This is a genomic window from Brevundimonas sp. EU05-FHT14B11 (assembly GCF_058790835.1).
Window position 1 is genome coordinate 456436 of the sequence record NZ_JBYTCY010000002.1, and the last position, 26753, is coordinate 483188.

Genomic DNA, 26753 nt, shown 5'->3' on the forward strand with positions numbered 1-26753 from the left:
ATCGCCGGCGGGTTCATGCATAAGCCCGCGCTCGCTGGCGGCTCGTTCGGGCCGCCGCTGTTGTTTTCGCGCCCTTACCGGCGCCCGACCAGAAGATTGAGACGGAAATGGCCGTTCCGAAGCGCAAAGTATCGCCCTCGCGTCGCAACATGCGCCGCGCTCACGACTCGCTGGGCGCCAACGCCTACGTCGAGGACAAGGACACGGGCGAGCTGAAGCGCCCGCACCACATCGACCTGAAGACCGGCACCTATCGCGGTCGCCAGGTTCTGACCCCGAAGGAAGACTAGTCTTCTGAAGGACCCGGCTTCGGCCGGACGAAAGATTTTAACGGCGCGCGATGACCTCGCGCGCCGTTTTCGTGCGTTTATGACTCCAGACAATCTTCTGGAGCGCCCCATGATCCGTCGTATCCTGCTGACCACCGCCGTCATCGGCTCCATCGGGGCCCTGGCCGCCTGCAACTCGCCCGAGCCCGCCGCGCCAGCCGAGCCCGCGCCGGCCCCGGCGCCCGAGACCCCGGCCCCAGCGCCGTCCAACGTTCTGACCGCCAACGGCTTCGGTCCGCTGCGAATCGGCATGACGACCGCCGAAATCGAGGCGGCGCTGGGAGCGGACTCCAATCCGAACGCCGTCGGCGGCGCCGATCCGGCCAGTTGCGACATGTTCCATCCGGCCCGCGCGCCCGAGGGCCTGCTGGTCATGACCAACGGCGGCGCCCTGGCCAGCATCTGGCTGACCCGCGCCTCGACCGTGCCCACGGATCGCGGCTTCAAGATCGGCGACGAGGCCGCGGCGGTGAAGGCCGCCTACGGCGCGTCCGCCGTGGTGGTTCCGCACAAGTACGAGGCCGCGCCCGCCGAATACATCACCGTCTGGGCCACCGCCGACCACGCCGGACCTGCCGCGCGCGGCGTCAAGTACGAGATCGGTCAGGACGGCAAGGTGAAGTCGATCGCCGGCGGCGGGCCGTCCATCGAATACGTCGAGGGTTGTTCCTAACCCTTCGGCATCTCGAAGGTGAGCGTCACGGCGTCGGCGGAGCGATCCGCCGGCCCGTGATAGACCGCCTCGATGTTGTTGCCGTCGGGATCGAACAGGAAGGCGGCGTAGTAGCCGGGGTGGTAGATCGTCCGCTCGCCGGGCGGTCCGTTGTCCCGGCCTCCAGCCTTCAGGCCCGCGTCGTGGAAGCGGCGCACCGTCTCCTGATCCGCCGCCTGGAAGGCGAGATGGACGTGGGTGGGCTGATCGCCCGCGTCGATCCAGAACTCGTCCGCCCAGAGGTGGGTGTCCTCCTCGGTGAAGGGGATGCCGAGCGCGTCGAACACCGCCTTGTAGAAGGTCTTCGCGGCCTTCAGGTTGAGCGAGCGGAGGTGCACATGGTCGATCAGCCGGCCGCGTTTCAGTTCCATGAGAGGGCTCCTTTGAAGAGCTAACGCATGACGGGTTGAGCCGGGTTCCTTGCCGTGCCGGGGCAGGGCGGGCTAAACGCGGCGTCTGATCGCCTCGCACAGCAGAGTCCTCCCATGACCGACATCGCCGAAATCGTTGCCCGCCAGATCCTCGACAGCCGGGGCAATCCGACGGTGGAAGTGGATGTGATCCTGGACGACGGCTCGTTCGGCCGCGCCGCCGTGCCCTCGGGCGCCTCGACCGGCGCGCACGAAGCCGTCGAACTTCGCGACGGCGACAAGGACCTGTGGGGCGGCAAGGGCGTCCAGAAGGCCGTCGACGCCGTCAACGGCGAGATCTTCGACGCCCTGTCCGGCATGGATGCGGAAGACCAGCGGCGCATCGACGAGTCGCTGATCGGCCTGGACGGCACGGCCAACAAGGGCCGCCTGGGCGCCAACGCCATCCTGGGCGTTTCGCTGGCCTGCGCCAAGGCCAGCGCCGTCAGCTCGAACCTGCCGCTGTATCGCTATCTGGGCGGCGTCTCGGCCCGCGTGCTGCCGACCCCGATGATGAACATCATCAACGGCGGCGCCCACGCCGACAATCCGATCGACATCCAGGAGTTCATGATCCTGCCGACCGGCGCGGAGACCTTCTCGGAAGGCCTGCGCATGGGCGCCGAGATCTTCCACTCTCTGAAGAAGGCCCTGAAGGACGCGGGTCACAACACCAACGTCGGCGACGAGGGCGGCTTCGCCCCCAACCTGCTGTCGGCGGAAGCGGCGCTGGAGTTCATCACCAAGGCCGGTCAGGCCGCCGGCTACCTGGCGGGCGAGGACTTCCACCTGGGCCTGGACGTGGCCGCCACCGAGTTCTTCAAGGACGGCAAGTACGTCATGGCCGGCGAGGGCAAGACCTTCGACGCCGACGGCATGGTCGGCTACCTGGCCGACCTGTGCGAACGCTTCCCGATCGTCTCGATCGAGGACGGCTGCGCCGAGGACGATTTCGACGGCTGGCGTCTGCTGACCGAACGCCTGGGCGACCGCGTCCAGATCGTCGGCGACGACCTGTTCGTGACCAACCCGGCCCGTCTGGCCGCCGGCATCGGCGAAGGCTTGGCCAACTCGATCCTGATCAAGGTCAACCAGATCGGCACCCTGTCGGAGACGCTGGATGCGGTCGATATGGCCCACCGCGCCGGCTACACCGCCGTGATGAGCCACCGTTCGGGCGAGACCGAGGACTCGACCATCGCCGACCTGGCGGTCGCCACCAACTGCGGTCAGATCAAGACGGGCTCGCTGGCCCGCTCGGACCGGACGGCCAAGTACAACCAGCTGCTGCGCATCGAGGAACTGCTCGGCGACCAGGGCATGTACTACGGCGACGGCATGCTGCTGAAATAGGCGGAGCGCCGGAACTCATTCTTCCGGGCCGAGAATTCAGAAGACTGCAGCCTCAACATGAACCGGCGCCCCGGGTGGGGCGTCGGGGGATGCGGCTGTCAAAGACCGGAGCGCCGTCTGGCGCGCTGGTGCGCCAAAAATGGATGAGTCAGCGGGGCTGGCGCCGACGCCAGATTCTACGGCCAAGCTACGGTTCGTTAGGGCTTTTCGGTCATCACTCGTCAATCACGAGTCCACGCTCAGAAGGAGCGTCCGAGTGCCCGATCGTATGAAGCCTTACGTCCCCTCCTGCGTCCTCCTGCTGCTGATCGCCTATCTGGGCGTCCAGGCCCTGACGGGCGAACGGGGATTGCTGAGCGGCGGAGAGCGTGACGCGCTTCTGCAAAGGCGTGAAAGCCAACTGGCGGATATTCTTGAACAAAAACAGGATCTGGAAGTGCGCGTGCGCTACCTCCGGACCGACAGCCTGTCGCGTGATCTGCTTGAAGAGCGGGCCCGCGCCGTGTTGGGCTTCGCCGACCCTCGCGACTATGTGATCCGGGTCGCGCACCCCGTCGAACAGGGCGCCGCGCCGCGCCGTTCGTGAACTTTAGTTACAGCTTGGCCGGGGCGCTTTGCGTTTCGGGAACGAAGGCTGCTAAAGCCCCTTTCCGTAACGACAAGAGACCCTGCAGAGTGGGGTCCAACCGGGAGATGACGGATGGCGAAAGCCCCCGCCGCCAAGACTGATTCAAAGAAGATTCCCAATACGCCGACGGCCTCCAAGGAGGACCTGCTGCGATTCTACCGTGAGATGGTGCTGATCCGCCGTTTCGAGGAGCGCGCGGGCCAGCTGTACGGCATGGGCCTGATCGGCGGCTTCTGCCACCTGTACATCGGCCAGGAGGCCGTGGCGGTGGGCGTTCAGGAGAGCGTCAAGCAGGGCCACGACAAGATCATCACGGGCTATCGTGACCACGGTCACATGCTGGCCGCGGGCATGGACCCGAAAGAGGTGATGGCCGAGCTGACGGGCCGCATCGGCGGCTCGTCCAAGGGCAAGGGCGGCTCGATGCACATGTTCGACGTGCCGACCGGCTTCTACGGCGGTCACGGCATCGTCGGCGCCCAGGTGGCGCTGGGCACCGGCCTGGCCTTCGCCGGCAAGTACCGCGGCGATGACTCGGTGGCCTTCGTCTACTTCGGCGACGGCGCGTCGAACCAGGGTCAGGTCTACGAGAGCTTCAACATGGCCCAGCTGTGGAAGCTGCCGGCCATCTACATCATCGAGAACAACCAGTACGCCATGGGCACGAGCATCGAGCGCTCGTCGTCCACGACCGAACTCTACATGCGCGGCGCCAGCTTCGGCATCCCGGGCGAGCAGGTCGACGGCATGGACGTGCTGGCGGTCCGCGACGCCACGGCCCGCGCCGTGAAGCGCGCCCGTGAAGGCGGCGGCCCCTACATTCTGGAAGTGAAGACCTACCGCTATCGCGGTCACTCCATGTCGGATCCGGCCAAATACCGGTCCAAGGAAGAGGTCGACGAGGTCAAGAAGACCCGTGACCCGATCGATCACGTGAAGATGCTGCTCGAACAGGCCAAGGCCACCGAGGACGAGCTGAAAGTCATCGACAACGAGATCAAGGCCATCGTCGCCGAGGCCGTTCAGTTCGCTCAAGAGAGCCCGGAGCCCGATCCGTCCGAGCTCTATACCGACGTCTACGTGGAGGCCTGATCGTGACGGACATTTTGATGCCGGCGCTGTCCCCCACGATGGAAGAGGGCACGCTGACCAAATGGCACATCAAGGCCGGGGACGTCGTGTCCGCGGGCCAGGTGATCGCCGAGATCGAAACCGACAAGGCGACGATGGAAGTCGAGGCAGTGGATGAGGGCGAAGTGCTCGAAATCCTGGTTCCCGAAGGTTCGGAGAACGTGAAGGTCAACACGCCCATCGCCCGTCTGGCGGGCGAGAACGGCGCCGCCGCGCCGGCGCCCAAGGCTGACGCGCCCAAGGCCGAGGCTGCTCCGGCGGTCGCGACCTCCGGTTCCGGCGAGAAGGAAGAGAAGACCGACGACACCGCCGCCGGTCCGAAGGTCGAACTGCGCGACCCGGAAGTCCCGGCCGACGCCAAGCTGGTCAAGACGACCATCCGCGACGCCCTGCGCGACGCCATGGCCGAGGAAATGCGCCGCGATGACCGGGTCTTCCTGATCGGCGAGGAAGTCGCCCAGTACCAGGGCGCCTACAAGGTCAGCCGCGAGCTGCTGCAGGAGTTCGGCGACCAGCGCGTCGTTGACACCCCGATCACCGAGCACGGCTTCGCCGGCCTGGGCGTCGGCGCCGCCATGGCGGGCCTGAAGCCGATCGTCGAGTTCATGACGTTCAACTTCGCCATGCAGGCGATCGACCACATCATCAACTCCGCCGCCAAGACGCTGTACATGTCGGGCGGTCAGATCCGCGCGCCGATCGTGTTCCGCGGCCCCAACGGCGCGGCCAGCCGCGTTGGAGCCCAGCACAGCCAGGACTATTCGGCCTGGTACGCCCAGATCCCGGGCCTGAAGGTCGTCGCGCCCTATGATGCGGCCGACGCCAAGGGCCTGATGAAGGCGGCGATCCGCGATCCCAACCCCGTCGTCTTCCTCGAGCACGAGATGATGTACGGGCTGGAGTTCGACGTGCCGGAGATCGAGGACTGGGTCGTGCCGATCGGCAAGGCCAAGGTCCGCCGCGAAGGCACGGACGTCACCATCACCGCGCACAGCCGCATGGTCGGCTTCGCCCTGCAGGCCGCCGAACAGCTGGCCGGCGAAGGCATCAGCGTCGAGGTCGTAGACCTGCGCACCCTGCGTCCGCTGGACACCGAGACCATCGTCGAGAGCGTCAAGAAGACCAGCCGTCTGGTCTCGGCCGAAGAAGGCTGGGGTCCGATGGGTGTCGGCGCCGAGGTCGTGGCCCGGGTGATCGAGCATGCCTTCGACTACCTGGACGCTCCGCCGCTGCGGGTGCACCAGGAAGACGTGCCGCTGCCCTACGCCGCCAACCTGGAAGCCCTGTCGCTGCCGGGCGTGGACAAGATCATCAAGGCCGTGAAGCAGGTGATGGCATGAGCGAGCCCAGCGATTTCCAGCTGACGACGCCCGAGAGCATCGCCGCCGATCCGGAAGCCATCGAGATCATCCGCATGTGGTGGTCGAAGAATCAGCCGGTGATGTCGGTGAAGCCCGCCTTCAACAACCCGGCCCAGTTCGGCGAGCTGCTGGCCATCGCCGCGCGCCACATGGCCTACGGCTACGCCGTGCGTCACGGCCACAATGAGAAGGAGGCGTACAACCGCATCCTTCAGGGGCTGAGCGAGGCGATCAAGGCCGACAACGTCCAGACGGTCGCGGAGCCGACCGCGCCCTCCGGGAGCGTGCAATGACCGACATCCTGATGCCCGCCCTGTCTCCGACCATGGAGGAGGGCGTCCTGAGCAAGTGGCACGTCAAGGCGGGCGACGTGGTCAAGGCCGGCGACGTGATCGCCGAGATCGAAACCGACAAGGCCACGATGGAAGTCGAGGCCGTCGACGAAGGCGAGATCACCGAGATCCTCGTGGCCGAAGGGACCGAGGGCGTGAAGGTGAACACCCCCATCGCGCGTCTGAAGGATGAAGGCGGCGCGACCGCTCCGGCGCCGAAGGCCGACGCGCCCAAGGCCGCTGAAGCGGCGAAGGCGGAAACCGCGGCGCCGGTCGCCGCCGAGGCCCCCAAGGCGGCTCCGGCTCCGGCCGTCGCTCCCGCCTCGGTGAAGACCGCCGACGGCGGACGCCTGTTCGCCTCGCCCCTGGCGCGCCGTCTGGCCGCCCAGGCCGGCGTCGACCTGGCCTCGATCAAGGGCACCGGTCCGCACGGCCGCATCGTCAAGCGCGACATCGAGGCCGCGGGCAAGGGCGGCGCCAAGCCAGCTTCGGCCGCTGCTTCGGGCATCGCCTCGCGTCCGGTGCAGTCGCTGGCCCAGATGGGCATCCCGGACGGCAGCTACGACCTGATCCCGCTGGACGGCATGAAGAAGGCCATCGCCCGGCGCATGGTCGAGGCGGTCCAGCAGGTGCCGCACTTCCCGCTGTTCATCGACGTCGAGATCGACGCGCTGCTGGCCGCGCGCGCCAAGGTCAACGCCCTGCTTGAGAAGAGCGGTGTGAAGGTCTCGGTCAACGACTTCGTCATCAAGGCCGCCGCCATGGCCCTGAAGGCCGTGCCGGAAGCCAACGCCAGCTACACGCCGGAAGGCATCGCCATGCACCACAACGCCGACGTGGCGATGGCGGTGGCGATCGACGGCGGCCTGATCACCCCGATCATCCGCAAGGCCGAGCTGAAGTCGCTCTCGCAGATCGCCACCGAGTCCAAGGACCTGGCCAAGCGCGCCCGCGACCGCAAGCTGAAGCCGGAAGAGTTCCAGGGCGGCACCTTCTCTGTGTCCAACCTGGGCATGTTCGGCATCAAGTCGTTCTCGTCGATCATCAACGAGCCGCAGGGCGCGATCATGAGCGTCGGCGCGGGCGAACAGCGCCCTGTCGTCAAGAACGGCCAACTGGCCGTCGCCACGGTGATGACGGTCACGATGACCTGCGATCACCGCGTCGTCGACGGCGCGACCGGCGCCCGCTTCCTGCAGGCGTTCAAGCCGCTGATCGAAGATCCCGTGACGATGCTGGCGTAAGACGAAAGGCAGGGCATGACCTCGGTCTATGACTTCACCGCCACCGGCATCGACGGGACCGAGGTCCCGCTGTCCCGGTTCGAGGGGAAGGCCCTGCTGATCGTCAATGTCGCCTCGCGCTGTGGCTTCACGCCCCAGTACGAGGGGCTGGAGACCCTGCATCGAGAGCTGGCGGACCAGCCGTTCGAGGTGCTGGGCTTCCCCTGCAACCAGTTCGGGGCGCAGGAGCCGGGCAAGGCGGACGAGATCGCCAGCTTCTGCTCCACGACCTACGGCGTCGACTTTCCCATGTTCGACAAGATCGAGGTCAACGGCCCGAAACGGCATCCGCTCTACGACTGGCTGACCAGCCAGAAGAAGGGCTTTCTGGGCAGCCGTGACGTGAAGTGGAACTTCACCAAATTCCTGACCGACCGGGAGGGCAGGGTGATCGCCCGCTACGCGCCCCAGGTCGAACCCCGGGCCATCAAGGCCGACATTGAGAAGTTGATCTGACCATGGCTGCTGAATTCGATCTCGTCATCATCGGTTCGGGCCCGGGCGGCTATGTCGCCGCCATTCGCGCCTCGCAGCTGGGCCAGAAGGTCGCCATTGTGGAGCGCGAGGCGCTGGGCGGCATCTGCCTGAACTGGGGCTGTATCCCGACCAAGGCCCTGCTGAAGTCGGGCGAGAAGTACGAGAGTCTGAGCCATCTGAAGGACTACGGCCTGTCGGCGACCGGCGCGTCGTTCGACTTCGACGCCATCATCCAGCGGTCGCGCGGCGTCGCGTCCACGATGAACAAGGGCGTCACCTTCCTGATGAAGAAGCACAAGGTCGAGGTGATCGAGGGCGAGGCGAAGCTGGAGAAAGGCTCCACGGCTCCCAAGGTCGTCGTCGCCCTGAAGGCCGGCGGCAGCCGCTCGGTCGAGGCCAAGGCGGTCATGCTGGCCGTCGGCGCCCGCGCCCGCGCCCTGCCGCAGATCGGCCTGGAAGCCGACGGCGACAAGATCTGGGCTTACCGCGACGCCCTGGCCCCCAAAAAGCTGCCCAAGACCTTCGTGGTCATCGGCTCCGGCGCCATCGGCCTGGAATTCGCTAGTTTCTACCGGGCCTTGGGTGCGGAAATTACCGTGGTGGAAGCGGTTGATCGCATCATGCCGGTCGAGGACGAAGAGGTCTCCAAGGCCGCTCAGAAGGCCTTCGAGAAGCGCGGCATCAAGTTCCGCGTCGGCGCCAAGGTGACCAAGGTGTCCAAGACCGCCGCGGGCGTGAAGGTCGACGTCGAGATCGGCGGCAAGGCCGAGGCGCTGGAGGCCGAGGTCTGTATCTCGGCCGTGGGCATCACCGCCAACACCGACGGCATCGGCCTGGAGGCGCTGGGCGTCGAACTGGACCGCGGCCACATCAAGATCGACAGCCACTGCCAGACCAATGTGAAGGGGCTGTTCGCCATCGGCGATTGCGCCGGCGCCCCGTGGCTGGCCCACAAGGCCTCGCACGAAGGCATTCACGCCGCCGAGTTCATCGCCGGCTTCAAGACCCCGAACGTCAACTCGCCCATCGCCGGCTGCACCTACACCCAGCCGCAGGTCGCCTCGGTCGGGATCACCGAACAGGCCGCCCGCGAGGCCAAGCGCGAGGTCAAGGTCGGCCGCTTCCCCTTCAAGGTGAACGGCAAGGCCGTCGCCGCCGGCGAGACCGAGGGCTTCGTGAAGACCATCTTCGACGCGAAGACCGGCGCCCTGATCGGCGCCCACATGATCGGCCACGAGGTCACCGAGATGATCCAGGGCTACGTCACCGCCATGACCATGGAAGCGACGGAAGAAGACATGTTCGGCATCGTCTATCCGCACCCGACCATGTCGGAGGCGATGCACGAGGCCCAGCTCGACGCCTATGGCCGCGTGCTGCACATTTGATGCTGACGGTCCGCTACGCCCTGACCCGCGAGGAGCTGCGGGCCTGGTACAAGGTCACATGGCTGCGCAAGCTGTGGATGTTCCACCTGGCCATCGTCGTCCTGCTGTGCGGGAGCTTCGCGCTCGGTCAGGTCGGCGGATCGACCCTGTCCGGGCTTCAGCTCGGCGTGGCGGCCAGCGTGCTGATGATCCTCTTCATGGTCGTCTGGCCGCAACTGCGCTACCGACCGGAAGAACGCGCCCTGACCTTCGACGCCGAGGGGTTGTCGTACGTGCGTGGCCCGCAGACCGGACGCATGCCGTGGGCCCAGATCGGCTCGGTCGCCGACGCCGAGGGCGGCATCATCGTGACCGGTCGAAATCATAACGCCTTCATCGTTCCGACGCGGGCGTTCGGCGGCGAGGCGGAAAAGATCGAGGCGTTCGCCATGATCAGCGGCCTGTATCGGCAGGCGCTCTAGCGCTTCTTGCCCAGCTCGGCGGCGATGTCCTTGGTCATCCGGCCGACCTTGCGGTGGGCGGCGGTGATCTGGTCGCGGGTCACGCCCCAGCGCTTCATCCAGTACTCGACGGCCTGACGTTCCGACAAATCCAGCCGGTCCTTGTCGATGAAGCCGCGCTTGTCCTTCAGACCCGCCATGTTCGCACCTTTCGTGAACGGACAGGCCTACGCCGATGCGGGCGTTCAGTGAAGCTCCGTGCTGGATCCCGGCAGGCCCAGCCGGGCCAGCTTGTCGGGATTGCGGGTGATATAGACGGCGACGATCCGGCCGTTCTCGACCTCCAGGGCCGTGGTCTGCAGCGTGCCGTCGCGTTCGTAGCTGATGTAGCCGGGCAGGCCGTCGATGCGGGTCCAGCGCACCAGGATCGCCGGCAGGGTCAGCTTGCGGTGCAGACCGCTGAACAGGCGCACGAGACGGTCCATGCCGACGATGGGGTGCAGCCAGGCGTTGGCCTTGCCGCCGCCGTCGGAGGTCAGGATGACGCTGTCGGCCAACAGCGCGCGCAGGCTCGTCACGTCGCCGTTGTTGGTGGCGTGGAAGAAGGCCTTGGCGATCCGCTCGCCTTCCTCCGGCGCCACCGGGTAGCGAGGGCGGGCGTCCTGAATGTGTTTCCGGGCGCGGACGGCGAGCTGGCGCACGGCCGCGGGGTCACGACCCAGGGCGGCGGCGATCTCGTCCATGGGCGCCGAGAAGACGTCATGCAGCAGGAAGGCCGCGCGCTCGAGCGGCGACAACCGCTCCAGCGCCATCATCAGCGTCAGGGTCAGTTCATCCTCGGCCGGGGTTTCCTCATCCGGCTCGAACACCGGCTCGGGCAGCCAGTTGCCGACATAGGCCTCGCGGCGGGCGCGGGCGGACTTCATGACGTCGAGGGACAGGCGTGTGACGGTGCGGACCAGAAAGGCCGCCGGCTGGCGGACCTCGTTCAGGTCCACGCCCTGCCAGCGGATCCACGCCTCCTGCACCACATCCTCGGCCTCCGCGAAGGAGCCGAGCATGCGGTAGGCGATGCGGACCAGACGGGTCCGGTTCGCCTCGAAGAGGTCGGTGGCGCTCTGATCCCCGGTCATGCGTCCATTCGCACCCGCCGCGGATTTCAAAGCAAGCCCTCGGCGGTCATGGACGCGCGCACCGCCGGTCGGGCGCGAAGCCGGTCGCGCAGCGCGGTGAGCCGGTCGGGCGTCTCCACCCCGAACCGCTCGGCCCAGAGCAGCATCACGAACAGATAGAAGTCCGCCACCGACGGCGTGGCCCCGAACAGGAAGTCGTCCGTCAGGGACGCCTCCAGCGGCGCCATCAGCGTCTGGATCGTGGCGGCGGCCGCGGCCTTGTCGGCGGCCGTGCCGGCGTGCCACATCGGCTTGAAGGCCCGGTGGATCTCGGTCGTGATGTAAGTCAGGGCCTCCAGCACCCGGGTCCGGCCCAGCGGACCGGGGTGCGTCAGGGTGGGGGACTGGCCGGCGATCCAATCCAGCAGGGCGACGTTCTCGGTGATCATCTGGCCGTCGTCGAGGATCAGCGCCGGGACGTAGCCCTTGGCGCTGACGGTGTGGAAATCCACGCCGGTCTCCGTGCGGTGGGTGCGCAGGTCGACCCGTTCCAGATCGAACGTGAACCCGGCTTCGCGCAGGGCGATGTGGTCCGCGAGGCTGCAGGCGAGGGGAGAGTAGTAGAGCTTCATGGTGCTTTCCCTCAGTCCGCGCTGATCGACTGGCGCAGCCAGTCTTCGAGCGTATCCTTGCCCAGCAGCGGGTTCGGTCCCGGCGTCAGGGTGTCGTCCCGCAGGGCCGCGCCGAAATACAGGGTGGTCGGGTCGGCGATCACCGGGCGGCGATCCTCCACCGTGCTCAGATATTCCTCGGCGAAGTCGGTCAGGCGAATGGCTTCGGGGCCGGCGATCTCCACCGTGCCGTTGATCGGCGCGCCCAGGGCCAGGTCGACGAGCGCCGCCGCCACGTCGTCGGCCGAGACCGGCTGGATCAGGGCGGCGGGCAGACGCACTTCGTCGCCCACGGCGCCGGACTGGATGATGCCGGTGATGAAGGGGAAGAACTGGGTCGAGCGCAGGATGGTCCAGGGCGTCGGCGACGTCCTGATCAGCTCTTCCTGCACCAGCTTGGCGCGGAAATAGCCGCTGGCCTGCAGCCGCTCGGTCCCGACGACGGATAGGGCGATGTGGTGGCCAACTCCCGCGGTGGCCTCGGCGGCCAGCAGGTTGGTCCCGGCGGTGCGGAAGAAGTCCATCGCCGCCTCATCCGTGAACGACGGCGAGTTGGCCACGTCGATCACGACCTGGGCGCCCTGCAGCGCCTCGGCCAGGCCTTCGCCGGTGAGGGTGTTGACGCCGGTGTTGGGCGATGCGGCCAGCACCTCATGGCCTTGCCGGCGCAGCCCTTCCACGACGCGCGAGCCGATCAGGCCGGTGCCTCCGATGACGACGATCTTCATCCTGCTTCTCCCTGCGTGCGCCAGCCGTTTGGCCGGGCTCATGCCAGCAAGGACGAAGCGCGGACGCGGAAGGTGACATGGCCGACGCAGAATTCGCTGCGGCGGTCAGCGGGTCTTTGTTTTCTTTCGGCTATTCAGTTCGATCGCGGCCCGGATCAGGGCCTTGAAGGCGGTCGGGTCAAGCGCCGCGCCCTCTGGAAGGTCGATGGCGCGGCGGGTTCCGCCGTCCAGGCCGGCGTTGAACAGGCCGGTCGGGTCCGGCAGGGCGGCGCCCTTGGCGAAGGTCAGCTTGACCGCGGCCTTGTAGGTCTCACCAGTGCACAGGATGCCCGCGTGCTCCCACACGGGCACGCCGCGCCATTTCCAGGTCTCGACCACCTCGGGATCAGCCTCGTGGATCAGGGCGCGGACGCGGGCCAGGGTCTCGCCGCGCCAGTCGTCCAGCGTTGCGATGCGGTCATCGATCAGGGCAGAGGCGGATGGGCCGACGTCGTCGGACACGGTGGAGGTCATTGTCATGGTCGTCGCGCCTTTCACATCTTTTCGCCGGGCAACCGGCCGGCCTGTTTCACCCAATCGACGAACCGGGCCTCGTCGAGCGTGTCCGCCTCGTGAATGTCGAGGTAACGCACCAGCTTCTGTTTGGACGGTCCGGGCGGCGGCGGTTCCAACTCGGCGCCTCTGAAGAAGCTGACCTTCACGTAGCCGGTGAAGCCGTGCATCCCGAGGAACCAGCAGCCGTCCTCGACGCCATAGAGCGGCGAGTTCCACTTCACGGCCTTGCGGACGCCGGGGACCGCCTCGACGATCAGGGCGTCGAGGCGGCGGGCGAGAGGGCTCTTCCAGCCGGGAATGGCGTCGATCCACGCCTGCACCGGGGCGTCGCCATAGCCCTTGGCGATCTGCGGGTTGTCGCCGGACAGCAGGACGGGCTTCCCGGTCACTCGGCGCCCCGCACCAGCAGTTGATCCAGATTGTCGAGGAACTGCCGCCAGCCGTGGGTGGCGCCGCCGAGCGCCTGTTTCTGGTCGGGTCGGAAGCCGGCCTGCTCCATGCGAAGGTGCGTGCCGTCCGCTGTCGGGGTCAGGGTGAAGGTCACCACGCTGGACAGGTTGTAGGCCGGGTCGTCGTGGGCGAAGTCCCAGGTGTAGGCCAGGGTCCGGTTGGGCTCGACGGTCAGGACCTCGCCGTTCAGCACGCCGCCCCATTCGCCGCGAAGGTTGAATTTGCGGCCCACGACGGGTTCGAAATCGGTCTTCATCAGCCATTCCTCCATCAGATGGGGCTGTGTCAGGGCGCGCCACAGCTTTTCGGGCGGGAAGGCGAACTCCCGCTCGATGATGACGGAGCGGGTTTCGGTCGAGGTCATTGGTCCATCCTTGTGAGCAGGTTTTCGAGGTGGTCGAAGCGGTTTTCCCAGAAGCCGTTCATTCGGCCGGTCCAGTCCGCCAACGGCGCCAGGGCCTCCAGCTGCGCGCTGTAGTGGGTCTGACGGCCCTCAGGCCGGTCGCGCACCAGTCCGGCCTGTTTCAGCACCCCCAGGTGTTTGGACACCGCAGGCTGGGACACGCCAGCGCGCGCCGTCAGGGCCGCGACCGTCTGCTCCCCGTCGCGGCACAGCCGCTCGAAGATGGCGCGCCGCGTCGGATCGGCGAGCGTGCGGAACAGGATGTCATGGGCTTCGGTCAAAACGTATAACTCTGTGGCTATGAGTTGTCTCATAACTCGAGAGATATGAATGTGTCAAATGCCCGATGGGTGTTTCCGGGCGCCGTCCAGCGGCCTGCCTAGAGGCAGTCTTCGTTGAACCGGCTGACGCCGGCCCACCTGCAGGCGCCGTCGATGCAGTCGATGAGATTGCTGGAGAAGGCGTTGGCGTCGTGGTCGAAAATCTGGAACCAGCCGCCGTCGTCCCAGACGGCGGTGGGCATGCCCATCGCCTTGGCGTGGACCGCGTCGAAACGCGCGTACCAAAGCCGGATGTTGTTGCAGTTCATGGTCGCGTGGCGGCTTTTCCAGCCGACGCCCCATTCGCCGATGAAGACCGGCATGCCTCCGCCGGTCGTCGCGGCCCAGTTCGCCATCACCCGCATCGGGCCGGCCATGTCCTCTTCGGTCCAGGGGTCGGCGTAGTCGCCCTGGTTGTCGCCGGCGAAGGTCCAGGGATTGTAGTGGTGGAAGGTCGCCATGACGTAGGGGTCGGCGCCGCCGCCCACCGCGTCGAGGTTCGGCCATGTCGTGGCCATTTCGTGCGCGCCGAACCACTGGTTGCCGCCTATGACCACGATGCGCTCAGGATCGGTCCGCCGGATGCGCGCATAGGCCTGTCCGGTCATGGCCCGCAGGGTTTCGGGCGGCATGGGGTCGTGATTGCTCAAGTGGGGCTCATTGAGGATCTCGAAGATCAGCCGTCCGTCCCGGTTGTGGAAGGTCGTGCTGATATCGGCCCACAACTGCGCCAGGACATCGCCGCGCCCGTGATCCTTCAGTCTGCTCTCATGGTGGGCGTTGATCACCACGTGGAGGCCGGGGCGGGAGAGGGCGTAATCGATCACCGCCTCCAGCTGGGCGAGGCGGGGCGAGGCTCGGTCCAGGCGACCGGTATCGGGATCGGCCAGGGTCGCGCCATCGACAGCCTCGGTCCAGGTGACCGGAATCCGGACCACGCGAAAGCCGCGCGCGTAGTAGGCGTCGATCTTCGGTCGCGCGGTTTCAAGCGTGGCCGGATGCTGACTGTTGTCGAACATCTGGCCCAGGTTGAAGCCCTTGCCCATCGCCTCCGCCGCCTGATGGGCGGTCGGCCGATCCGCGGCGGACGCTGGGAACGACGCAGCGATGCACAGCAGCAGGACCGTCGACAGGAGCAGCAGGGCGCGTGGCCGAATGGAACGGTGAAACATCGCGGCTCCCGAGAGATGACGGGGGAGGGCAACAGGGCGATCCCGCCGCCGTCAAGGCTGCTCGGTCCCACCGGCGGACAACTCTCGTATCAGCGCACCCGCCGAACCCCCAGCACGGCGGCTCCGCCGAGAAGGGCTATCACGGCGATCAGGCTCATCAGTTGCGGCCAGGACTGACGGTCCGCACCGAGGGCGACGAGGACCAGCCCGGGCGCCAGCACGGTAGGCAGGGTGTTGGTCAGGTTCATGATCCCGAGGTCGCGGGCCGCGTCCCGGCGGGACGGCAGAACCTGCGCCACCAGGGCGGCGTCGACCGTCGTATAGAGGCCGAACCCGACGCCATAGAGGCCGTAGCCGATGAGCGGGCCTGGCCATCCGGGCCAGCCGGCGAACACCATCAGGCCCGCGGCCATCAGGCCGGCGGCGAGCAGGATGAAGCCCTTGCGCCGGTTGCATCGGTCCGAAGCCAGACCGCCCAGGAAGCCGGAGACCACGACAAGGACCGTGGACAGGGCGATCAGTCTGGCCAGGCCGCTCTCGACGGTCGATCCCGGAAACTGCTCGGCGTAGCGGGCGTGATCGGCGAGATAGAACAGCATGTAGGCGTTCACGACGCTGGCTGCGATCTGAAGGCAGAAACGCGAGGTCCAGGCGAAGCCGAAATCACGCGAAAGCCGGGGAATGGACCAGGACCGCCGTTCCGGAACCCCCGCCGCCGGCGCTTCGCGATAGGTCAGCAGGAAGGGTAGGAGGCAGCCGACGACCAGTAGGCCGAGCAGGGTCATCCGTGGCCCGGTGTCGGCGAAGAGCGGCGCGGTGATCAGCACGCCGCTGGCGGCCCCCAGCGGCGCACCGAGGCCCAGGAAGGCGGCGACGCGGCCCTTCTGTCCATCGGGAACACGGTCCGCCAGGACGGCGGTCAACGGCGCGAACATCATGTTGAAGGCCAGCTGGAACAGCATCACGCCGGCGACGAGGACGAGCGGGCTCCGCGCCACCGCGATGAGCGCATAGGCGAGGAGCACGCCCGCCAGGCCGACCATGATCCACGGGCGGCGCCGCCCCAGCCGGTGCCGGGTCCGGTCGCTGGCCCAGCCCACGGCCATGTTGGCGACGCTGGCGACCAGCGCGCCCCAAAGGGTGACGAGACTGAGGAGGCCGATCTTGTCGGCCGGGGCCAGGCTCTGGGCCTGCAGCGGAACCAGCAGGGAGAGCAGGGGGACAAAGGCGATGAACGCCCCGACATAGGCCAGGGTCAGGACGGCGATGAAGCCTGCTCGGACGGGGGTCGCGGGACCGCCCTCAAGGTCTTGGACAGCCTTCATGGTGCGCGGACAGTGGCCAATGTCGATTTATGGAGCGAGCGAAATCTTGCGTGATGCGCGGCGAAGACCGCATATCAGTCCCGCTGACGGACCACTGGACACCGTCACCGGGGAGACTGCCGCCACGATGACCGCGACGATCTACGATGTCGCCGCCCTTGCGGGCGTCTCCATAAAATCCGTGTCTCGCGTGCTGAACCGTGGACCGAATGTCAGCGCCAAGCTCGAGGCCAAGGTGCTGGCCGCCGTCGAGAGCCTCGACTACCGGCCCAATCTGTCGGCCCGCGCCCTGGCGGGCGCGTCGTCCTATCTGATCGCCGCCTTCGTGGACGCCGAGTTGACGCTGGAGCACTGGCGCAGCGGACGCGGCAACGACTACCTCAGTCGTCTCGAATACGGCGCGCTCGTCGAATGCCGCAAGGCCGGCTACCACCTGATGGTCGAACTGGTGGACTACGGATCGCCGAGCCTGGAGTCCTGGCTCCTGGCCCTGCTGCGGTCGCTGAAACCCGACGGCGTGCTGCTGACGCCGCCGAACTCGGACGATCCCCGTGTGCTCGAGATTCTTGAGCGCAACGGCACGCCCTTCGTGCGGCTGGGCGCGGAGGTCGACCTCGACCGCGGCATGCGGGTGTTCATGGACGACCGGCAGGCCGCGGAGGACATGACCGCCCACCTGATCGCGCTGGGACACCGCCGTATCGGTTTCATCACCGGACCGGGCAGTTATGCGGCGAGCCGCAAGCGCCGCGAAGGCTTTGAGGCGGCGATGGAGCGGCATGGTCTGGAGATCGACCGCAGCCTGATCGTTGAAGGCGACTTCACCTTCGATTCGGGACGGCGGGCGGGAACCGCCATCCTGAGCCAGGCGGAGCGCCCGACCGCCATCTTCGCCAGCAATGACGACATGGCTCTCGGCGTGCTCAACGCCGCGGCCGCGCTCGGCGTGGCGACGCCGGCCGCCCTGGCGGTCTGCGGTTTCGACGACACTCCCAGCGCCATGCTGAGCACGCCGCCCCTGACCACTATTCGCCAGCCGGTGGCCGAGATGGCGGCGGCGGCCACCCGGCTGCTGCTTCCCTCGTCCGCCGGGCGACCGGGCCATGCGGAACGGGTGGACTATACTTTGGTCGACCGGTTCTCGACCCATCCGGCAGGTTGATGGGAGGTTCCGTGACAGCGCTGTCAAATTGGATTGACAGCGCTGTCAAATCTGAACAGTGTAACCTGAGGAAACGGACGGGCCTGTGAGCGCGTCGGTATGATGGAATCCTGGTGAACAGGGTCCACGGGGAGGGAAGACCATGACCACGTTCAAGCGTTCGCTTCTGCTCGGCTGCGCGTCTCTGGCCATAACCGCCGGTGCAGCCCAGGCGCAGACGGCTCCGGCTGCCGCTGCGGCGGAAAGGCAGGACGAAGCCACTGACATCGGAGAGGTGGTCGTCACCGCCGAACGGCGCGAGCAGACGCTCCAGAACTACGCCGGGGTGGCCCAGGTCATCACCGGCGAAGACCTCCGGGCCGTTGGCATCGATCAGATCGAGGACCTCCAGTCCGCCATCCCGGGCCTGTCCATCTCGAACCAGGAAGGCAACGTCCAGATCTACATCCGCGGCGTGGGCACGGCCAACAACACCGAGCTGGGCGATCCTTCGGCGGCGACCCACCTGAACGGCGTCTATCTTCCGCGTCCCCGAGGTCTCGGCGGACTGTTCTTCGACCTCGCGCGGGTGGAGGTGGCCAAGGGGCCGCAAGGCACCCTGCGCGGTCGCAACGCCGTGGCCGGCACGCTGAACATCATTCCGAACATGCCGCGTCTGGGTGTGTTCGAAGGATTCGCCCAAGGGGAAGTCGGCACGCTGGAGACGGCCGGATACGAAGCCGCCGCCAACATGCCGATCGGCGAGAACCAGGCCCTGCGCCTGGCCGTGTACGGCGTGGATCGCGGCACCGCCTATGAGAACGTGGGCAACGACCAGAGCCTGGATCCGACCGGCGAGCAGCAGCTGTTCTCGGCGCGCGCGACCTACCTCTACCAGCCCAACGAGCGCTTCCGCCTGACCTTCATGGGCGACTTCGAATCCGAGCGCGGCACCGGCTATCCCGCAACCAACATCCGCAACGGCCTGGTCAACGGCGGCACGCCCGATCAGCTGGAGCTGCGCGAGGTCCTGTATCGCGGCCCGCAGGGCCTGGTCGAGAACGACAACTGGGGCCTGGCGCTGAATGCGTCCTACGACTTCGGTCCCGCGGTGCTGGAATACACCGGCAGCCGCCGCAACGTGGACTACTACCAGGTCAACGCGTCCAACGAGGGCGTGGTGCGTCCGGGCTATGGAGCGGCCAACGTCGACTACGACAATTTCGGCACGCAGTACTGGCTGACCCTGTCGGAATCCGACGTCCATGAGCTGCGGCTGTCGTCCGCGCCCGGCGCCGAGACGGTCTGGTCGACCGGGCTGTTCTACTTCAAGGAAAGCCAGCAGGTCGGCTTCCTGTCCGTGGTCGACAAGGGCCAGTTCTACTCGGGTACGGAATTCACCTTCCCGGACGTCCAGTCCGATTCCTTCGCGGCTTATTTCGACGTCACCTATCCGGTCACCGACCAGCTGCGCCTGAAGGCCGGCTATCGCTACACCGAGGAGAACAAGTCCCGGCGCGGCATCGGCGGCAACTGGGTGCTGGGTCTCGGCTCGGACGGCTTCGGCTGCTGCTTCACCACGCGCCTCGGCACCGAGGGTTTCCGGCCTAACTTCACCGGTCGAGCGAGCTATGCTCCGCCGACGCCGGGCAACAATCAGGAGGCCGCGCGCTACTTCCTGGGCGCCTTCACCCCTGGCGCGCGCGACACCTTCCTGGACCAGATCGCCGGCGTGGCCGACGGCTCCCGGCCGAACGGAACCTGCGTCAATCGCCCCGACACCCAGCCGGGCGGCGGCGGACAGGTCTGCCCTCCCAACGGCCAGCACAGCTTCTTCCAGATCTCGGCCCCGGGAGAGCAGGTTGGATCGTATGAGGACTCGTTCAGCGATTACCGCGTCGGCTTCGAGTACGACCTGACGACCGACAACCTGTTCTACGGAGCCATTTCGACGGGCCACAAGTCCGGCGGCTTCAACGACACCATCGTCATCAACGGCGTGTCGACGGCGCCGACCTTCGCGCCGGAATCCGTGACCCTGTTCGAACTGGGGACGAAGAACACCTTCCGCCCCGCCAGCGGCCGGATCGACGTCAACGCCAACATCTTCCTGTACGACTATGCCGACCAGGTGTTCCAGACGCTGGTGTCTCTCGGCAGCGGTCCCGGCGGCGCCAGCGCCGGCTTCTCGCAGCAGAACATCAACGTCGCCCAGTCGACCATCCAGGGCTTCGAAATCGAAACCCGTTTCGACCTGCCGTTCGGCATGCGTCTGGACCTCATCGGCTCCTATATCGACGCCCAGGCGGACGAGGGCGCGCTGACCGACACCCGCGGTACGGACTACGGGGACGGCACGCCGAACTTCAACGTCGATATCGGCGGCAACGACCTGCCGAACGTGTCCAAGGTGAACCTGAACGCCCATCTGCAGCAGACCATCGACCTGTTCGGGGGGAGGGCGGACTTCCACCTGCTGGCCAACTATCGCTCGTCCTACTACCTCAACATCTACAACGAGCTGCCGGTGATCCAATTCACCGCGCGGCCGGCGGATCCGGCGGGGCAGGCGGCCTATGACGCCTTCAAGGCGTCGGTCGCCGGGACCACCATCAACCCGAACGCCCCCCTCTCGAGCCCGTACCTGCGTAGCACCGACGCGCGCGCGGGCGGTTTCTGGGCGCGCCAGGAGGGCTATGTCACCGTCAACATCGGCGCCGGCTGGGAGCCGTCGAGCGGCCGCTACCGGATCGAGGGCTATGTGAACAACCTGTTCGATGAGACCGTCGTCGAAAAGCAGCTGGTCTCCGATCAGGTCGTCAACGTCCTGTTCCTGAACCAGCCGCGGACCGCCGGCCTGCGCCTGCGCGCCAACTTCTAATCTCCTGAACTGGGGCGACGCGGTCCTTTGGACGCGTCGCCGCTTTTTTCAGTATCGCGTCGTCTCGAGGTTCAGCATGTCCGTGTCCCGCCGAACGCTTCTGTGCGCTGCCGCCCTGGCGGCCGTTCTTTCGGGTTGCGCGCCTCTGACAGCCCAGGCTCAGAAGATCGGGAGTGCCACGGCCGATCCCGCCGTATGGCCCGCGGCGGCCAGCCCGGCGGCGATCACGGACGCGCGCACGGAGGCCATGATCGACGGCCTGCTGGCCCGCATGACGATCGAGGAGAAGGTCGGCCAGCTGATCCAGGCCGACATCGGCTCCGTGACGCCGGCCGATCTGGCGACCTATCCGATCGGATCGATCCTCGCGGGCGGAAACTCGGCCCCGGGCGGCAACGAACGGGCGCCGCTGGCGGACTGGGTCGCCCTGTCCCGCGCCTTCCGCGCGGCGGCGGCGAACCGTCCCGGCGCGGCCATTCCGCTGATGTTCGGCATCGACGCCGTCCACGGCCATAACAACATCGTCGGCGCGACCCTGTTTCCCCACAATATCGGCCTGGGCGCGGCGCGTGACCCGGGCCTGATCGAGCGGATCGGCGCGGCCACCGCCCAGGAAGTCGCCGCCTCGGGGGCGGACTGGACGTTCGGCCCGACCCTCGCGGTGCCGCGCAACGACCGCTGGGGCCGCTCGTACGAGGGCTACGGAGAGAACCCGGAGATCGTCTCCAGCTACGCGGGACCGATGACGCGCGGCCTGCAGGGCGAACTGGTGGCGGGCCGGTCTCTCTCGCGCGATCACATCGCCGGATCGGCCAAGCATTTCCTCGCGGACGGCGGCACGACGGACGGCGTCGACCAGGGCGATGCGGTGATCCCGGAGGCCGAACTCATCGCCCTCCACGCCCAGGGCTATGTGCCGGCCATCGACACCGGCGTCCTGACGGTCATGGCCTCTTTCTCGAGCTGGAACGGCGTGAAGATCACGGGCAACCACTCGCTGCTGACGGATGTCCTGAAGGGGCGGATGGGCTTCGAGGGCTTTGTCGTGGGGGACTGGAACGCCCACGGCCAGATTCCCGGCTGCAGCAACGAAAGCTGCCCCGAAGCCATCAACGCCGGGCTGGACATGTTCATGGCGCCGGACAGCTGGCGCAACCTCTACGTAAACACCTTGGCGCAGGCACGGGCAGGGGAGATCCCGGCCGCTCGCCTCGATGACGCCGTGCGGCGCATCCTCAGGGTCAAGATCAAGCTCGGGGTCTTCGATCGCGATCGGTCGCTTGAAGGGCGCACCGACATCCTCGGTTCAGCGGAGCACCGCGCCCTGGCGCGCGAGGCGGTCCGGAAATCCCTGGTCCTGCTCAAGAACGAAGGCGTGCTGCCGATCCGGCCCGGCGCGCGCGTCCTCGTCGCGGGCGACGCCGCGGATTCCATCGGACAGGCGTCCGGCGGCTGGACGGTGACTTGGCAGGGCGCCGACACGACCAACGCCGACTTCCCCGGCGGCGTCTCGATCTGGGCGGGGCTCGAGGCCGCGGTGAAGGCGAGCGGCGGCGCCGCCGAACTGAGTGCGGACGGATCATGGGCCGCCCGGCCGGATGTCGCCATCGTCGTGTTCGGCGAAACGCCCTACGCGGAATTCCAGGGCGATATCGAAACCCTCGACTTCGAACCCGAGGGGCCGCTGGCCTTGCTGCGCCGCTACAAGGCGGCCGGCATTCCGACGGTCTCGATCTTCCTTAGCGGACGCCCGCTGTGGACGAACCCGGAGATCAACGCCTCGGACGCCTTCGTCGCGGCCTGGCTGCCCGGCACGGAAGGAGCCGGCGTGGCCGATGTGCTGGTCGCGGGTCCCGACGGCCGGGCGCCGTTCGACTTCACGGGCCGTCTGTCCTTCTCCTGGCCGCGAGACGCGGGCCAGGACGTCCTGAACGTGGGCGAGCCGGGCTATGCGCCGCAGTTCGCCTATGGCTACGGCCTCAGCTATGCGGCGCCGGCCCGCACCGGCGCGCTGTCCGAGGATCCCGGCGTGACCGTCAGCCGAAGCAATGTCGATCGCTACTTCACCGACGGCCGCGTCCAGTCGCCCTGGTCGTTGATGCTGCGGGACGAGGGCGGCGACAGCCGGGCGGGCGCCATTCTGGCCGCGACCAGCCCGCGCGGCGCCTTGCAGGTTCGATCGACGGACGGCGCGGCGCAGGAAAGCGCGATGAGCCTGACGTTCAGCGGGCCGGCCGAAGCCCTGATCACGGGACCGCCCGTCGATCTGTCCCGACAACGTAACGGCGACATGGTGCTGGGATTCTCGATCCGTCTCGACGGGCCGCTTTCCGGACCGTTGGAGCTCGGTTTCGGGCGGGCGCGCACCGACATCGCGCCGCTATTGCGCGACGCCCGTCCGGGCGTCTGGCGCTCGATCCGGATTCCGCTGGCCTGTTTCGACGGGGACGGTTCGGGCGTGGCGGCTCTGGAAACGCCGTTCCTGCTTCGATCAGGGCAAAACCAGCGCGTGTCGGTCGCGGAGATCGGCCTGATCAGCAACGAAGGCGGGCTGGGTTGCCCGGCGGTGGGGCCGCGCTAGCGGCCGGCATGGGCTGAGGCGGAGATCTGGAGCCGGAAAAGCCGACACGCGGTTGTCGGTTTCTCCGGCTTTCGCGATTCCGGTCCATTGAAATCAATGTCAAATCGACAGGCCGCCGTTTCCTCGTGAGCTGAGCTTGCTGCGGGCGGCCGAGACATGGTCGAAGGGCATGGGCTTCAGCCGTGTCGCGCTGGGTGTTTTCGCGAGCAACGATTGCGGGCGGCGCTTCTGCGAGACCGCTGGATTTCGGCCCGAAACTTCCGCGTGGTGAAGCGACGCTAGCAAGGCGACTTGAGTAGAAGCGGCCCGTTGGGGGCTGCGGCGCCGAGGTCCGCTCCATGGCGCAATCGCGCCGTCATTTTACGCTCTAGGTCACGGCGTTGCTTTGGTGGGGGGATGGCCGCCGGCGTGTTGGGAGGGTGAGGGGCGTCGCCAGCCGTCCCCCGGCATCGACCTTGCGCCATGAGCGGCGCCCGACGGACGCGCCTACCGTGGCTGTCCTGCAACGCTCGCTTGAACCGGTCCCCGCAAAGCGCCTTTCGGCGTATCGATGCGCAGAAAGCGAACCAATTGGTATATTATAAATTCTGAAAGACCGGTCCAACTGGCTTGACTTAGTGGTCCGCCCAAGGAAGCTTCGGGCCAACAAAACAAAAGGCTCAAGGGAGGGCCGCATGCAGGTTTGCTTTGGCGCGCGGAGGCCGCGCGCAGTCGCGCGTGGTCGGTCGATCTTGCTGGCGGGTGCGTCGGCGATCTGTTGGGCGGCCGCCGCGCCGACTTTCGCCCAGGACGCCCCGGTCGTCACCGAGGACGCCACCCTCGACGAGGTCGTCGTCACCGGCACCCGCCGCACGATGCAGACCTCCATAGAAACCAAGCGCCAGGAAGCCACCATTGTGGACGCCCTGACGGCCGATGAAATCGGTGATCTGCCGGCCCTGTCGGTGGGGGAGGCGATCGAGACCATCACCGGCGCGGCGTCCCACCGCGAGAAGGGCGGCGCATCTGAAATCGCCATTCGCGGCATGGGGCCGTTCCTGGGCGCCTCCACCTTCAACGGTCGCGAGGCCTCCAACGGCAGCGGCGACCGATCGGTCAACTTCAACCAGTTCCCCTCCGAACTGATCAACCAGATCAAGGTCTACAAGACCCAGCAGGCCAATCTGATCGAGGGCGGCGTGTCCGGCCTGGTGGAACTCGGCACCCTGCGGCCGCTGGATTTCAACCGACGTCGCATCCAGATCGAGGGAAAGATCAACTACAATCCTTATGAGGATCGGCTGCTGAACGAGCCCTCCCCGGGCTATCGGGGGACCCTCAGCTTCGTGGACCAGTTCGATCTGGGCGGTCTGGGCAAGCTCGGCCTGTCGCTGGGCTTCCAGCGCAACGACGTCACCAATCCGGAAGAGGTCTACAACGCCAGCTCGACCTGGGTGGCCTGTAACGCCAGCACCACCCAGACCGGCAACTGCGCCGAGGTGTCACGCGCCCAGGCCGCGGCCGGCACGCCCTTCTATCTGGTTCCGAACAGCTACATCTTCCGTCAGATCGAGGAAGACGACACCCGCGACGCCTGGTTCGGCGCGATCCAGTGGCGGCCGAACGACCGCCTGAACATCAACCTCGATTATCAGTACTCCGATCGCTCCTACAATGAGCGGCGCAACGAGCTGGGCATTTCGGAAGGCCGCTATGGCCTGACCAATCGGGTCGTTGACGAGAACCACGTGCTGCTGGCCGTGACCGGCAACAGCTCCATCGAGACCAACTCGACCTTCAAGAACCGTTCCGAGACCTATGAGGGCGCGGGTCTGAACGTCGAGTATTTCGTGAACGAGTCCCTGACCCTGAGGGGCGACGTGTCCTGGTCGCACACCTTGCGCAACGAGACCGACCGCAATGTTCGCCTGCGCTCGGATCCGCTGGACATCTACGGCGTCCGCACCCCGATGAACAATCAGCGGGTGCCCTACACCATGGATCTGCGCAACGGTCCGGTCCCGACCTTCACCATCGATCCACGTTTCGACATCACCAACCACGATCTGTTCAGCGACGACGCCCGCATCCGCCGCGACCAGAGCCAGCGCGATCACGAGATCTTCGCAAGCCGGTTTGACGCCACCTATGAGCCTTCGGACGGGTTCTTCACCGCCTTTGACGCCGGCGTCCGCTACTCGACGATGACGTTCAAGGACTTCGACAATCGGGTCGAGTTCACCCAGGACGATCGCGCGGTGGACCGCGCCGCCAACCTGTTGTGTCGTACGGCCTTCCCGCAGACCGACTTCCTGGACAGCTCGTCGTCGAACAGCATCAAACGATGGGCGACCTTCGACGCCGTCTGTCTGTTCGAAGCCTATTCGGGGGTGCCGGACACCGGCCTGCCGCTCGACATCCGCGCCGTTGAGAACCGCGACGTCTCGGAAGACGTCTGGGCCGGCTACGGCATGGCCAGCTTCGCCGGCATGGCCGGCGACCTGCCGTTCCGCGGCAATGTCGGTCTGCGTGTCGTGGACACGCAGGTCGCCTCCAAGGGCCTGCGCGCCGATCTGAACGTGGTGGACAACGGCGACGGCACGATCAGCCTGGTCCCGACCGGCGAGTTCGATGAAACGGTCATCGAGCACGGCACCACGCGCTGGCTGCCCAGTCTGAACCTGACCTTCGAGCTGAAGGACGACCTGCTGCTGCGTGGCGGTCTCTTCCGCGCCATGTCGCGTCCGGCGCCGAGCGCCCTGGGCGCGGGGCGGATCATCACCGTCGACAGCGGCGCGGACTATTCGAACGTGGCCGAGGCCCTGCGCAACATCACCGCCAACGGCAGCCCGCGCCTCGAGCCGCTGATGTCGTGGAACGCGGACCTGTCGCTGGAATACTACGCCAACCGCGACTCGATGTTCGCCTTGGCGGTATACGCCAAGCAGTTCACCGGGGGCTTCCGGCCCGTCGCCTATGACGAGACCTTCGTCATCGATGGCCAATCGGTCACCGTGCCGGTCGTCCAGACCGAGAACAGCGACGACGAAAGCACCCTGCTGGGTTTCGAGGTCACGGGAGCCTACCGCTTCTCCAGCCTGCCGGCGCCGTTCGACGGCTTGGGGATCAAGGTCAGCTACAGCTACGCCGACCTGGACTTCGAGAATGAGGATGTCCGCCTGGGCGATGTCATCGACGCCGCGACGGGGGCGGTGACCGAGGGCATGATCCCGCCCGCCGGTCTTTCGGGTCTGTCCAAGGACGTTCTGTCGGCCCAGATCTACTACCAGATCGGCGACCTGGATCTGCAGGCGATCTATAAGTACCGCTCCGACTATTATCAGGACTTCGTCGGCGGCAATTCGCAGCTGCGCTACGTCCATGGGGCGGGGACGGTGGACTTGCGGGCCAGCTACCAGTTCGGCCGCGACACCCGACTGCAGTTCGAGGCGATCAACATCACCGATGAACCGCGCATCGAGGATATGCCGGTGTGGGGATCGACCCGCGGCTACTACGCCTACGGGAGCAAATATTACGTCTCGATGCGGCGCAGGTTCTGATCGAGTGAGGGGTGTCGGACCGATTGGC

26 protein-coding genes are annotated in these 26753 nt (G+C 66.9%); 15 read left to right on the top strand and 11 right to left on the bottom strand.

Annotated elements, in window-relative coordinates; translation table 11 throughout:
* Positions 1–107 precede the first annotated feature (107 nt).
* Both rpmF and AC3WRV_RS09705 read left to right on the top strand, forming a co-directional pair.
* The gene (gene rpmF / locus AC3WRV_RS09700; RefSeq protein WP_332653200.1) at positions 108–290 is read left to right on the top strand and encodes a 50S ribosomal protein L32; all 183 of its coding nucleotides are present in this window, start codon (positions 108–110) and stop codon (positions 288–290) included.
* Between the two features lie 109 nt (positions 291–399).
* On the top strand, positions 400–1002 hold the full coding sequence (locus AC3WRV_RS09705) for a hypothetical protein (protein ID WP_492313073.1): 603 nt from the start codon (positions 400–402) through the stop codon (positions 1000–1002).
* On the opposite strand, the gene AC3WRV_RS09710 is transcribed toward AC3WRV_RS09705, so the two are convergent.
* Positions 999–1412: a VOC family protein gene (locus tag AC3WRV_RS09710; RefSeq protein WP_492313074.1), complete on the bottom strand. Its 414-nt coding sequence runs from the start codon at positions 1410–1412 to the stop codon at positions 999–1001. The genes AC3WRV_RS09705 and AC3WRV_RS09710 overlap by 4 nt on opposite strands.
* 114 nt (positions 1413–1526) lie before the next feature.
* Between AC3WRV_RS09710 and eno the strand changes: the two genes are divergently transcribed.
* The 9 genes from eno (at position 1527) to AC3WRV_RS09755 (ending at position 9865) form a co-directional block, all read left to right on the top strand.
* Positions 1527–2804 (top strand): phosphopyruvate hydratase, encoded by a 1278-nt coding sequence (eno, locus tag AC3WRV_RS09715; protein WP_492313075.1) that lies wholly within the window; start codon positions 1527–1529, stop codon positions 2802–2804.
* 268 nt (positions 2805–3072) lie between these two features.
* Positions 3073–3390, top strand: a complete 318-nt coding sequence (locus AC3WRV_RS09720; RefSeq protein ID WP_492313600.1) for an FtsB family cell division protein — start codon at positions 3073–3075, stop codon at positions 3388–3390.
* Positions 3391–3504: 114 nt separating this feature from the next.
* Positions 3505–4524 carry a pyruvate dehydrogenase (acetyl-transferring) E1 component subunit alpha gene (pdhA, locus tag AC3WRV_RS09725; protein ID WP_291840412.1) on the top strand — a complete coding sequence of 340 codons (1020 nt, stop codon included), beginning with the start codon at positions 3505–3507 and terminating at the stop codon, positions 4522–4524.
* A gap of 2 nt (positions 4525–4526) precedes the next feature.
* Positions 4527–5903, top strand: coding sequence for a pyruvate dehydrogenase complex E1 component subunit beta (locus AC3WRV_RS09730; RefSeq protein WP_492313076.1), 1377 nt, complete (start codon positions 4527–4529; stop codon positions 5901–5903).
* Positions 5900–6217: a DUF5076 domain-containing protein gene (locus AC3WRV_RS09735; protein ID WP_492313077.1), complete on the top strand. Its 318-nt coding sequence runs from the start codon at positions 5900–5902 to the stop codon at positions 6215–6217. The genes AC3WRV_RS09730 and AC3WRV_RS09735 overlap by 4 nt, the downstream gene beginning before the upstream one ends.
* Positions 6214–7500 carry a pyruvate dehydrogenase complex dihydrolipoamide acetyltransferase gene (locus AC3WRV_RS09740; protein WP_492313078.1) on the top strand — a complete coding sequence of 429 codons (1287 nt, stop codon included), beginning with the start codon at positions 6214–6216 and terminating at the stop codon, positions 7498–7500. Before AC3WRV_RS09735 ends, AC3WRV_RS09740 begins: the two co-directional genes overlap by 4 nt.
* Before the next feature lie 15 nt (positions 7501–7515).
* Complete coding sequence (locus AC3WRV_RS09745; protein ID WP_291840837.1) at positions 7516–7995, top strand: glutathione peroxidase; 480 nt, start codon at positions 7516–7518, stop codon at positions 7993–7995.
* 2 nt (positions 7996–7997) lie between these two features.
* Positions 7998–9404 (top strand): dihydrolipoyl dehydrogenase, encoded by a 1407-nt coding sequence (gene lpdA, locus AC3WRV_RS09750; RefSeq protein ID WP_492313079.1) that lies wholly within the window; start codon positions 7998–8000, stop codon positions 9402–9404.
* On the top strand, positions 9404–9865 hold the full coding sequence (locus tag AC3WRV_RS09755; RefSeq protein ID WP_291840831.1) for a YcxB family protein: 462 nt from the start codon (positions 9404–9406) through the stop codon (positions 9863–9865). Before lpdA ends, AC3WRV_RS09755 begins: the two co-directional genes overlap by 1 nt.
* On the opposite strand, the gene AC3WRV_RS09760 is transcribed toward AC3WRV_RS09755, so the two are convergent.
* The 10 genes from AC3WRV_RS09760 to AC3WRV_RS09805 form a co-directional block, all read right to left on the bottom strand.
* Positions 9862–10044: a DUF3606 domain-containing protein gene (locus tag AC3WRV_RS09760; RefSeq protein ID WP_047413801.1), complete on the bottom strand. Its 183-nt coding sequence runs from the start codon at positions 10042–10044 to the stop codon at positions 9862–9864. The two genes, AC3WRV_RS09755 and AC3WRV_RS09760, sit on opposite strands and share 4 nt — an antisense overlap.
* A 45-nt stretch (positions 10045–10089) precedes the next feature.
* Entirely contained in the window at positions 10090–10977 is an 888-nt protein-coding gene (locus AC3WRV_RS09765; RefSeq protein WP_492313080.1) for a sigma-70 family RNA polymerase sigma factor, read from the bottom strand.
* 26 nt (positions 10978–11003) lie between these two features.
* The gene (locus AC3WRV_RS09770; protein ID WP_492313081.1) at positions 11004–11588 is read right to left on the bottom strand and encodes a glutathione S-transferase C-terminal domain-containing protein; all 585 of its coding nucleotides are present in this window, start codon (positions 11586–11588) and stop codon (positions 11004–11006) included.
* A gap of 11 nt (positions 11589–11599) precedes the next feature.
* Positions 11600–12355, bottom strand: coding sequence for an SDR family oxidoreductase (locus AC3WRV_RS09775; protein WP_492313082.1), 756 nt, complete (start codon positions 12353–12355; stop codon positions 11600–11602).
* Positions 12356–12460: 105 nt separating this feature from the next.
* Positions 12461–12874 carry a DUF1801 domain-containing protein gene (locus tag AC3WRV_RS09780; protein WP_492313083.1) on the bottom strand — a complete coding sequence of 138 codons (414 nt, stop codon included), beginning with the start codon at positions 12872–12874 and terminating at the stop codon, positions 12461–12463.
* A gap of 14 nt (positions 12875–12888) precedes the next feature.
* On the bottom strand, positions 12889–13299 hold the full coding sequence (locus AC3WRV_RS09785; RefSeq protein ID WP_492313084.1) for a DUF1801 domain-containing protein: 411 nt from the start codon (positions 13297–13299) through the stop codon (positions 12889–12891).
* Positions 13296–13724, bottom strand: coding sequence for an SRPBCC family protein (locus AC3WRV_RS09790; protein WP_492313085.1), 429 nt, complete (start codon positions 13722–13724; stop codon positions 13296–13298). The genes AC3WRV_RS09785 and AC3WRV_RS09790 overlap by 4 nt, the downstream gene beginning before the upstream one ends.
* Positions 13721–14044 carry an ArsR/SmtB family transcription factor gene (locus AC3WRV_RS09795; RefSeq protein ID WP_492313086.1) on the bottom strand — a complete coding sequence of 108 codons (324 nt, stop codon included), beginning with the start codon at positions 14042–14044 and terminating at the stop codon, positions 13721–13723. The genes AC3WRV_RS09790 and AC3WRV_RS09795 overlap by 4 nt, the downstream gene beginning before the upstream one ends.
* Positions 14045–14142: 98 nt before the next feature.
* On the bottom strand, positions 14143–15255 hold the full coding sequence (locus tag AC3WRV_RS09800; RefSeq protein ID WP_492313087.1) for a glycoside hydrolase family 5 protein: 1113 nt from the start codon (positions 15253–15255) through the stop codon (positions 14143–14145).
* 89 nt (positions 15256–15344) lie between these two features.
* A complete protein-coding gene (locus tag AC3WRV_RS09805; RefSeq protein ID WP_492313088.1) occupies positions 15345–16580 on the bottom strand; it encodes an MFS transporter in 1236 nt (411 codons plus the stop codon).
* Between the two features lie 127 nt (positions 16581–16707).
* On the opposite strand from AC3WRV_RS09805, the gene AC3WRV_RS09810 reads away from it, so the two are divergent.
* The 4 genes from AC3WRV_RS09810 to AC3WRV_RS09825 all read left to right on the top strand — a co-directional run bounded on the left by AC3WRV_RS09810 (position 16708) and on the right by AC3WRV_RS09825 (position 26725).
* Positions 16708–17742: a LacI family DNA-binding transcriptional regulator gene (locus AC3WRV_RS09810; protein WP_492313089.1), complete on the top strand. Its 1035-nt coding sequence runs from the start codon at positions 16708–16710 to the stop codon at positions 17740–17742.
* 142 nt (positions 17743–17884) lie between these two features.
* The gene (locus AC3WRV_RS09815) at positions 17885–20602 is read left to right on the top strand and encodes a TonB-dependent receptor (RefSeq protein WP_492313090.1); all 2718 of its coding nucleotides are present in this window, start codon (positions 17885–17887) and stop codon (positions 20600–20602) included.
* A 76-nt stretch (positions 20603–20678) separates the two neighbouring features.
* On the top strand, positions 20679–23183 hold the full coding sequence (locus tag AC3WRV_RS09820; RefSeq protein ID WP_492313091.1) for a glycoside hydrolase family 3 protein: 2505 nt from the start codon (positions 20679–20681) through the stop codon (positions 23181–23183).
* 731 nt (positions 23184–23914) lie between these two features.
* Positions 23915–26725 carry a TonB-dependent receptor gene (locus tag AC3WRV_RS09825; RefSeq protein WP_492313092.1) on the top strand — a complete coding sequence of 937 codons (2811 nt, stop codon included), beginning with the start codon at positions 23915–23917 and terminating at the stop codon, positions 26723–26725.
* The last annotated feature ends 28 nt before the right edge of the window (positions 26726–26753 follow it).